12 protein-coding genes, 1 tRNA gene and 1 pseudogene are annotated in these 8938 nt (G+C 38.1%); 6 read left to right on the top strand and 8 right to left on the bottom strand.

All coding sequences use genetic code 11. The annotated features are described in order from the left end of the window. The first annotated feature begins 140 nt into the window (after nt 1-140). The 3 genes from rsfS (at nt 141) to GX687_01980 (ending at nt 1512) form a co-directional block, all read left to right on the top strand. Nucleotides 141-491 carry a ribosome silencing factor gene (rsfS, locus tag GX687_01990; protein ID HHX96220.1) on the top strand — a complete coding sequence of 117 codons (351 nt, stop codon included), beginning with the start codon at nt 141-143 and terminating at the stop codon, nt 489-491. 38 nt (nt 492-529) lie between these two features. Next, nucleotides 530-605, top strand: a tRNA-Ala gene (locus GX687_01985). 172 nt (nt 606-777) lie between these two features. Next, complete coding sequence (locus GX687_01980; protein ID HHX96219.1) at nt 778-1512, top strand: hypothetical protein; 735 nt, start codon at nt 778-780, stop codon at nt 1510-1512. Here the strand turns inward: GX687_01980 and bioF are convergent. Genes bioF through bioD form a run of 6 tightly spaced genes read right to left on the bottom strand, consistent with a single transcriptional unit; the run spans nt 1505 to nt 6988 of the window. Continuing rightward, nucleotides 1505-2668 carry an 8-amino-7-oxononanoate synthase gene (gene bioF, locus GX687_01975; protein HHX96218.1) on the bottom strand — a complete coding sequence of 388 codons (1164 nt, stop codon included), beginning with the start codon at nt 2666-2668 and terminating at the stop codon, nt 1505-1507. The two genes, GX687_01980 and bioF, sit on opposite strands and share 8 nt — an antisense overlap. After that, entirely contained in the window at nt 2656-3465 is an 810-nt protein-coding gene (gene bioW / locus GX687_01970) for a 6-carboxyhexanoate--CoA ligase (protein HHX96217.1), read from the bottom strand. The genes bioF and bioW overlap by 13 nt, the downstream gene beginning before the upstream one ends. Then, a complete protein-coding gene (locus GX687_01965; protein HHX96216.1) occupies nt 3458-3955 on the bottom strand; it encodes a hypothetical protein in 498 nt (165 codons plus the stop codon). Before GX687_01965 ends, bioW begins: the two co-directional genes overlap by 8 nt. After that, complete coding sequence (bioB, locus tag GX687_01960) at nt 3952-4926, bottom strand: biotin synthase BioB (GenBank protein ID HHX96215.1); 975 nt, start codon at nt 4924-4926, stop codon at nt 3952-3954. The genes GX687_01965 and bioB overlap by 4 nt, the downstream gene beginning before the upstream one ends. Beyond that, nucleotides 4916-6301, bottom strand: coding sequence for an adenosylmethionine--8-amino-7-oxononanoate transaminase (gene bioA / locus GX687_01955; GenBank protein HHX96214.1), 1386 nt, complete (start codon nt 6299-6301; stop codon nt 4916-4918). Before bioA ends, bioB begins: the two co-directional genes overlap by 11 nt. A gap of 3 nt (nt 6302-6304) precedes the next feature. After that, on the bottom strand, nt 6305-6988 hold the full coding sequence (gene bioD / locus GX687_01950; protein ID HHX96213.1) for a dethiobiotin synthase: 684 nt from the start codon (nt 6986-6988) through the stop codon (nt 6305-6307). A gap of 197 nt (nt 6989-7185) precedes the next feature. Here bioD and GX687_01945 point away from each other — a divergent pair, with 197 nt between their 5' ends. The 3 genes from GX687_01945 (at nt 7186) to GX687_01935 (ending at nt 8093) form a co-directional block, all read left to right on the top strand. Next, nucleotides 7186-7356: a hypothetical protein gene (locus tag GX687_01945; protein ID HHX96212.1), complete on the top strand. Its 171-nt coding sequence runs from the start codon at nt 7186-7188 to the stop codon at nt 7354-7356. A gap of 82 nt (nt 7357-7438) precedes the next feature. Next, entirely contained in the window at nt 7439-7723 is a 285-nt protein-coding gene (locus GX687_01940; GenBank protein ID HHX96211.1) for a hypothetical protein, read from the top strand. A 19-nt stretch (nt 7724-7742) separates the two neighbouring features. Then, a complete protein-coding gene (locus GX687_01935; GenBank protein ID HHX96210.1) occupies nt 7743-8093 on the top strand; it encodes a hypothetical protein in 351 nt (116 codons plus the stop codon). 67 nt (nt 8094-8160) lie between these two features. Here the strand turns inward: GX687_01935 and GX687_01930 are convergent. Then, a pseudogene (locus GX687_01930) lies at nt 8161-8453 on the bottom strand (DUF4368 domain-containing protein). A 70-nt stretch (nt 8454-8523) separates the two neighbouring features. Then, nucleotides 8524-8826, bottom strand: a complete 303-nt coding sequence (locus GX687_01925; GenBank protein HHX96209.1) for a hypothetical protein — start codon at nt 8824-8826, stop codon at nt 8524-8526. Nucleotides 8827-8938 lie beyond the last annotated feature (112 nt).

Genomic DNA, 8938 nt, shown 5'->3' with positions numbered 1-8938 from the left:
TCGTTGTACCCGAAGTTAAGCCCTTGGACTGTTATATCAAACAGCGGTAGGTTTTATCCGAAACTGGACAGGAAGAACAGGGAAACAAACAGAACTTATAGAGTTTTATAAGGTTTTGGCAACGGTATGAAAAAATAAAAATGAAGAGTAAAGAGCTGGTACAGGAAATATGTAAAGTAATTGCGGCTAAAAAAGGGGAAAATATTGTGCTCATTAATTTAGAGGGTATTTCCCTTTTGGCAGATTATTTTATAATCTGTAATGGTAATTCGCGAGTGCAAACACAAGCGATTGCTGATTATTTGGAAAAAGAAATGAGTCAGCAAGGTTTATTTCTCGAACGCAGGGAAGGTTATACTGAGGGCTGCTGGATATTACAGGATTATGGTTCGATAATTGTGCATATTTTTCTTACTGAAACACGTGAGTTTTATAATTTAGAACGTTTATGGGGAGATGCGGAAATAATTCAATATCGGGAAAAGGTTTGACAAAAGTTATTTCCGATACTATAATAGAAAAGCGAAACGGGGCCATAGCTCAGTTGGGAGAGTGCCTGACTGGCAGTCAGGAGGTCAGGGGTTCAAGTCCCCTTGGCTCCACCAAATCTAAGACATACTTTTTCAAAAATTAGTTTGCTAAAAAATAAAGGACTGCCACCTGATTATATCAGGAGATAGTCCTTTATTTTTTATTGCAGAATAGGTGAGGGTATAATTTGCATAATTGTGATTTTTGTGGTAAAATGAAAAAATAATGCGGTATGGGGGTGTCAAATTGCGACTTCGGGATGTTTATCAACAGTTGAAAAAAGAAAATGATGATTTTAATTTGCTGTTTGCTTTAATGCAAAAAGGGGAAGCTAATCAGGAAATGCGTTCATTTAACTATAACCTTTTAATGGAGGCTTATATAGCTTATGTAACCTATAATATACAAAAAATAGCTAAGGTTGAAAAACTTAAAAAATGTTTTGTGAAAATTAATCAATACTTTAATCAGAGGCTTTTTTCGGGACAAGAGGATCTACTGTTTTTTAATTCGACACCTCATGGATTGCATCGATTAAATGGTGCAATTAATGATGCTTATTTTGGAGCTATACAGGTTTTGAAAACATTTAATGATAAATATAATCCCTGTGAGACAAATGAGGAATTAGAGTTAGCTGTAAAAATTGAAGCACTTTATTATAAATTAATTAATCAGCGGTTTAGACAGATAATAGTAGATTTTAATCCCTTGGAAATTGAAACCGAAATGCTTTTGGAAATTTTGCAAACAAATGAAAGAGAAATAGATGATTTGGTAGTGGGTTTAGAAAAGGAAAAAACTAAGGAGGGATTTGGGGAGGAATGTCGGCAAATTTTAGGGCTGATTGCCGAAAGGAACTTTTTGGGGAATACTTCTTTACCTCGTGGGGAAAAATCGAGAAATTTGCGGAGTTGGTTTTTAGCATCGAAAAAAGAGGCCCGTGTAGAACATACCGGGCCAGAGGAATATATTAGATGATGCCCAGTTTTTTCCCAATAAACTGGAAAACCTGTAGGGCATTTTGTAATTGTTTGGGAGTATGTTTGGCGGTTATGGTGGTGCGAATACGGCTTGTGCCCTCTGGTACGGAAGGTGGACGAATGGCGGGGGCGAAGATGCCGTGTTCTAAAAGGAGTTTTGAAAATTGTACAGATAAATTTGTTTCTCCAATTATAATGGGAATAATGGGTGTTATACCTGGTGGTACATTAAAACCCATGGTGGTCAATCCTTGACGCCAGAGGGTTATTTTTTGTTTAAGGGAAGTTAATAATTGTGGTTCGGATTTTAGAAGATTGAGGGCCATCAGGGCGGCAGCTGCATTAGCAGGTGTCATCGAGGTTGAAAAAATAAAGGGACGGGAACGGTTTTTTAAATAATTAATTAGTAGGTTTGAGCCGGCGACAAAACCGCCAGCACAACCGAATGTTTTACTAAGGGTACCAATTTGTATGGTAATTTCTTTGTTTAACCCAAAATGGGCTGCTGTTCCTTGACCTTGTGGGCCTAGTACGCCGGTAGCATGAGCATCATCTACCATTATTTGAGCCTGATATTTTTGGGCTAATTCTACTATTTGGGGTAGTGGTGCCAAGTCACCATCCATACTAAAAACTCCATCAGTAACAATTAAGGTCCTTTTGTGGGGAGCCTGTTTTAAAAGGAATTCCAAATGTTCAAGATCACAATGAGCATAGATTTGTACTTCCGCTTTGTTAAAACGGCAGCCGTCAATAATGCTGGCATGATTTAAAGCATCGGAAAAAATTAGGTCTCCAGGTTGGGCCCATGAACTTAAAACTCCCAAATTGGTTAAATAACCACTACCAAAAAGCAGTACATTTTCCGTTCCTTTAAAAACTGCTAAGGCTTTTGTTAATTTCTGATGGGGAGTTAGATGGCCGCAAACCAAAGGAGAACCACAACTTCCTGTACCATAATGTTTAATTGCCATACAGGCAGCTTTAATTACCTGGGGATGAGTATTTAATCCCAAGTAGGAATTAGAAGCTAAAAGTAGGTACCTTTTACCAGCAAGATTAATTATTGGTTCTATGGGACCTCTGATTTCAGTGAGTTCGCGGGTTAAGTGTTTTTTTTGTAGATGATTTAAAATTGAAGTTAATTTTTCCACGGATAATTGACTCCCTTCTTTGGGGAATTACCTATTTGTGAAAATAAAACTGGTTGTCGGGTTAAGAAATTTAAATATTGCTGTAAATTGGTTTTTCGCAGGAGAATAACCCGACCTCCGACAGGTACCCCTACAGGTTTTAAATAAGGGATGCGTAAATAGCCTGTTTGACGACTAGCTAGATAGCCGGCAACATAATCTGGGTCATCAGACCAGCAAATTTCAGCCAGGGAGGCTGGATGGAGCATTATTTTACTAGCTAAGGTTAAAGCTTCACTAAAATGATTGTTGTTCAGGTGGTAAGCAATTAGAGCAGCCCTGGCTTCAGGAGTTAAATCCATACGGCTAACACGCACCCCTTGGGGAGGACCTATTAATTGACCAGTAGAGGCCTCTAACAGCCAAGCACCATATTGACCACGGTCGGTAGGTTTTTTATGGCAAATTAAGTTCAGGGCTTTAGTACTAATCTTTGGGGAGATCCCTAAGTGAGTAAGAAGTAATTTTAGAGTTTGACGGCCAGCTTGATAGTCTTTTACTTGTAAAGTGGTGATGGGTAGAGTAGAGGCATAAAAAATATTTTCAGCTTGTAGTTCCTCTACATTAAAATTAATAAAGTCAGGTGAACCTTTTGTATGGTTTTGAGCACGAAGAAGCAGTTGTTTAATGGTTGTTTCCAATTCGTTTTTGGCTACGATTCTTTCAGCACCGGAAATGTGGATACCACCTTGTTCATGCGGACCGCCTTGGGCGGCCCGCATACGCACACTGTAAAATGTTTTTTTTACATTAGGCATTGCTTTTCCCCCCTAGGGATGATTTATCTCGCAGTGAAATAATTCTCTGCAGTAATTTGGTAAGAGGATAAGCAGTTAAAGCCGTGAAAATCATTCCCGGTAGAGCTGCAATGATTAAGGCCCAGACGGCTTTGCCGATAAAAAGAGCTAAAGCCAAACGGGCAACTAAGGAACCTAAAGGACCGGCAAGAATAATAAAAGGGGGGCGGGAAGCAAAAAGGCAAACAAGACCGCCAGCGACTAAACGAAAAATCATGGCGATGAGCACATTAATAAAATTATGGGTACCTAAAAGCAGGTTGAGGATACTAGCACCAATACCCGCGGTTAAATATCTTAAAAAACCAAAATTGGCCGCGATGGCAACAGCTAAAGGTGCAGAAAGTTGAAATTCGGCCCCGGGAAAAAAGCTGGGTAGTTTTATACTGCCAATAATTAAAAGTAAGGTAATCAGCAGAGCTTGTTCAGTTAAAAAACGAACTTTGTTCATTTAGCCCTTCCCCCAACTTGTAATCCTAAATCTTTTAAGGTTTGTTGATCATCATTAATTTTTTTACCTGTAGTGGTTAAATAGTTACCTACTAAAAGGGCATTAACACCTGCCAAAAAGGCCAATGGTTGTAAACTATGAAGGGCTTGGCGTCCACCACAAAGGCGTAATTCGCATTGGGGTAAAATAAGTCGAAAAAGAGCAATTGCCTTTAATATTTCCAATGGTTGAGGTGGTTTTATATTGGCCAAGGGAGTACCCTTGATTGGTTGTAGAATATTTAAGGGAAGGGAAGCAACTTGTAGCTCCCGCAATTTAAAGGCTAATTGTAGTCGATCATTCCAGGTTTCACCTAAGCCAAGCAGACCACCTGCACAAACTCGTAAATTTGCTTTTTGAGCAGCTAGAATGGTATCTAGGCGAGCTTTATAAGTATGGGTGGTACAAATTTGTGGAAAAAAGTTTTCACTGCTTTCTAGGTTGTGATGATAAGTACTTACTCCTGCGGCAGCTAATTGAACAGCTTGGGCTTCATTAATTAGTCCTAAAGAAGCACATAAAGCTAGTTTGGTTTCTTCTTTTAAAATCCTAAATATTTTTAGGATGTGTAGAAAATCGCTGGGGGTAGGTTTTAAGCCGCTAGTTACTAAAGAAAAACGCTGCACACCTTTGGCTTCGGCTTCCCGAGCCTTGGCAAGAATCTTTTGTGGGGTGAGTAGAGGATAAGTTTTAATTTTGGTTGGAAAATGAATTGATTGGGCACAAAAATTGCAGTTTTCTGAGCAATGGCCGGATTTGGCATTAATAATGGAGCAAAATTCTATGCTATTACCCCAAAAATGTTCTCTGACTTGCCGTGCGGTATTAAAAAGATTAAAAAGCTGTTTATTGGGTAGTTGTGTTAATTGGAGGGCTTCAGCAAAGGTTATTTGCCCACCACTTAAAATTTTGTTTTTAATTTCAGCAAGCATCACCATGGCCCCCTTCGGTGACTTGTTTTATGGAATCATAGGTTATGTCTAATAGTTGTTTTAGTTCACTTAGGCTCATGGAGAGAATTGGCATTAAAACAATTACGTCACCTAAGGGGCGTAAAATCAAACCACGTTGGCGTGCGGCTAAAATAACATGGTGGCCAATACGTTTACGCGGTGAAAAAGGTTTGCGGGTTTGAGGATCTTCTACTAATTCTAAACCAACGATCATTCCTTGATGTCTTATTTCACCGACATGTTTTAAATGTTTAAATCTAGCCAGTTCTTTTTCCAAAAGGGCGATTTTCGGTTGTAAACTTTTTATTAAATCTTTTTTTTCTAGAAGTTCCAAATTGGCCAAGGCTACAGCACAACCTAAAGGGTTGCCGGTATAGGTATGGCCGTGATAAAATGTTTTATGTTCCCAAGGTTCACCTAGAAAAGCATTATAGATTTCATTAGTAGTTAAAGTGGCAGCTACTGGTAAATAACCACCGGTAATCCCTTTGGCCACACACATTAAATCTGGCGAAACTTGTTCATGTTCACAGGCAAAAAGTTTGCCGGTACGGCCAAAACCAACAGCTACTTCATCAGCGATTAATAAAATTTGATATTGATCACATAAAGCCCGTACTTTACGGAGGAAACCTTTTGGAGCCATAATCATACCGCCAGCACCCTGTACTAAAGGTTCGATAATTAAAGCAGCAATTTCTTGATGCCGTTTTTCCATAATAGTTTCTAGTTCTTGTAAACATTCCCAAGCACAGGAGGTTTTGTCTTTACCAAAAGGACAGCGATAGCAATAGGGACTGGGGACATGAATACTTTCAAAAATTAAAGGGTGAAAAATTTGGTGAAAAAGTTCCATACCACCAACACTTACCGAACCAATAGTATCACCATGATAGGCTTCAACAAGGGAAATGAATTTTGTTTTTTGACGATATTTGCCCTCAGCCTTTTGCTGCCAATATTGATAGGCAATTTTTAAGGCAATTTCCACGGCGGTGGAACCGGCGTCTGAGTAAAAAACTTTTTCCAGACCGGGGGGTGTAATTTCCACAAGTTTTTTGGCTAATTTGATTGAGGGTACATTGGCTAGACCTAGGAGTGTGGAATGGGCAATTAATTCTAACTGTTTTTTGAGGGCTTCATTTAGTTCTGGGCAGCGGTGACCATGTACATTTACCCAAAGTGAGGATACACCATCTAAATAGCGATTACCTTCAACATCAATTAAATAGCTGCCCACTCCGCGTTCTATAATTAATGGTTCAGTGCGGTTGTAATCAAGCATTGGTGTAAAAGGATGCCAGACATATTTTTGATCCCATGCACGTAATTGTTGTATTTTTTCTTGAGTCATTTTTTAATCCTCCTCAAATAGTTTTGACCACTCTATGGTCTCCATAAATATTTTTATTAGCTGCTGTTTTTCTAGATTTTTTAAGTAGGGTAAAACACCTAAAATAGGGATACCGGTTAATAATTCAATTACTTGGGGATTGCTTTTTTCGATGGCGGTAGTTTTTTCTTTTTGAAAGCCATTAATAATAATTCCTTTAACTTGTAGTCCATGTTGTAGTGCATAATTTACGGTTAAAACAGTATGATTGATTGTCCCCAGGCTGGGCCTGGCGACAATCAAGAGCGGTAATTTTAGTTCTCGAGCTAAATCGGCAAAAGTGTAAGTAGGGGTAAACGGGACGGCTAGGCCGCCGGCTCCTTCCACCAAAACTATTTCATATTTCTTTTTTAACTGTAAGTAAGCAGTTTTAATTTTCGTTAGGTCAATGGTTTTTGGGGTTAAACGGGCCGCGATTAGGGGGGAAGCGGGAGGAGTAAAGCAATAGGGGTTAATTGCTTTTTCTTTTAAAGGGAGGCCAGTTATTTGTCGATAAACCTCGAGATCTGCAGCCGGTATTCCATCAGTTTGCACTGGTTTCATGGGGATCGCTTTTTTTCCTTGTGCCCGTAAAAGGGCTGTTAAACTGGCAGTAATGATTGTTTTACCTACACCAGTATCTGTACCGGTAATAAATAGGGAGGACACTTTTTGCACCACCTTTGTTAAGTCTGTTAACCTATGTGTACATTTAGGTTAACAATAATGTTAAAGTAGTTTTAGGGTGGTGTCAATAGATTAGCAATCTTTTTAAAAAGATTTTATTGGTGCCTGTTTGTATATTTCCGAATATTATGCTATAATCTGTAATAGTTGCTTTAATTTTTTTAAAAGGGAGGTTGGTGGTGAGAAAATACAAAAGTGGGGACAAGGTTTTAGAAAGGTTGATTGAATTACGGCATTCTTTGCGTAGAAAAGAAGGTTTAGCCGAGTATATGGCCGAAGTAGAAAGAAAAAATAAGGATTTGGGGGGGAGCAAGCAGGAGTTATTTACTGAAGATAGGGATAGGTGTTAAAAGATTGGTATATCCCAATAAATTATGTTATAATCTTAAATTGTAGCTATTACATAGTAATTTACAGGAGGCTTGATAGCTAGTGAAATCAAAAAAGGGTTTATCAATTAAAGATCATGTGGGAACAAATATGGAGGCTTTGTTTTTTAAGTTAGAATCTGAAAGAAAAGCGAAGCAGATAAGTGATTACGAGGCCTTTTTCTTACGTGCGGAAGCGGCTTTCGAGGCCTATGAGCAAAGAGGCAATCGTGTTAAATCCATAGAGGTATGGAAGGCAAAAGGAAGGGCCAATCAGCAACCGGTGGAAACTGCTGCACGGAATAAACGGGCTAGAAGTGAAAGAGTTTTTGAAGAATTAGCACGATAAAAATTGGGAGGTAGAATGTATGGAAAAAAAACGGCCAGATTTTTTGAAATTGGCGAATTCCCCGAAAGCCAACCATATAGCCGTAGTAAGGGGATTAAATAAGTTACATAAGGAAAATAAAGCTGCAGGAAAAACTAGAGGAATTGGACAAAGATCAGTTTGGACTACCAATAGTAATAGTGGTAGAGCCAGGGCTCGTGCACGCAAGAGATATTACAAAGAATTAGTAGAAGCAGGTAAGTTGGAAGAAGTTTTAGCTGAAAACCATAAAGGCTTGCAAACTCGTTTAAGTGAAATTAAGCGGGATTTTGTGGTAGCTGACAGCCAACAGCAAGCTGTCCAAACGTATCAAGAACCAGAAAGAAATTAAAAAAGGTACTGTCAGTATGGTGCTTTATCATAGGAATTTATAAATTCGGCATAGTCGGCTGTAGCGGCTATGCCGTTTTGCTTTCTGTATTAGGAATGTCAATTGCACCAATGCAGTTATAATATATCCTAATTTTCTGTTGTTTCTACCATTTATCTTCACAGCCTTAAAGCCGATTATCTTATTCATAAATTCCCTAATGATTTCTGTATCTAGCTTTTTAATCTTAGTATACTTTTTTACTAACTTTAGAAAGTTATCTGTGTTTAAAGCTTGGTCTTTGGCAGACTCTAACTTTTTATCAAGAAGTTCTACCTTTGTTTTTAATCCTTTCCGCTCCTTTTCATAATCAGAAGACATCTTTGTAAACCTATTGTGAATTCTCTGTTTAATTTATAACTATTAATCGCTTTTTTCTATGTAGGATTTTTTAAAAAATCTTTATAACATCTTTAGCTAATTCTGAATAGTTTCCATTTTCATCAATACAATTGTTTATATCAATGGAAGATATTTTATTAAAGATACCTATGCCTAGGCCGTCAAACTTATCTATTACCTTTAGAGCATTTTTGAAATTAGTAAAAGTAGAAATCTTATTTGCTCTGGCCTTTTGACCATTCGCTTGATAGGGAATTTTACCTTTGCCAGCTTCATTTTTCCACACACAAAACCTAGCCTTGTCTTTTAGGTATTGTGGTATATTTTCATATTTGTTTTTCAAATTTTTCATCTCCTTAAGATTTATTATTAATTAAGCCCAAAATATTACCTTTCCTAAGGACTTGCCTTGCTCGATACCCTATGTGTTAGGCTAGTTGTCGTATAGAGAAAATAGTGTACAC

This window comes from Clostridia bacterium (genome assembly GCA_012841935.1).
Taxonomy (GTDB): domain Bacteria; phylum Bacillota; class Peptococcia; order DRI-13; family DTU073; genus DUTS01.
This window is presented reverse-complemented; position numbering and strand designations above follow the sequence as displayed.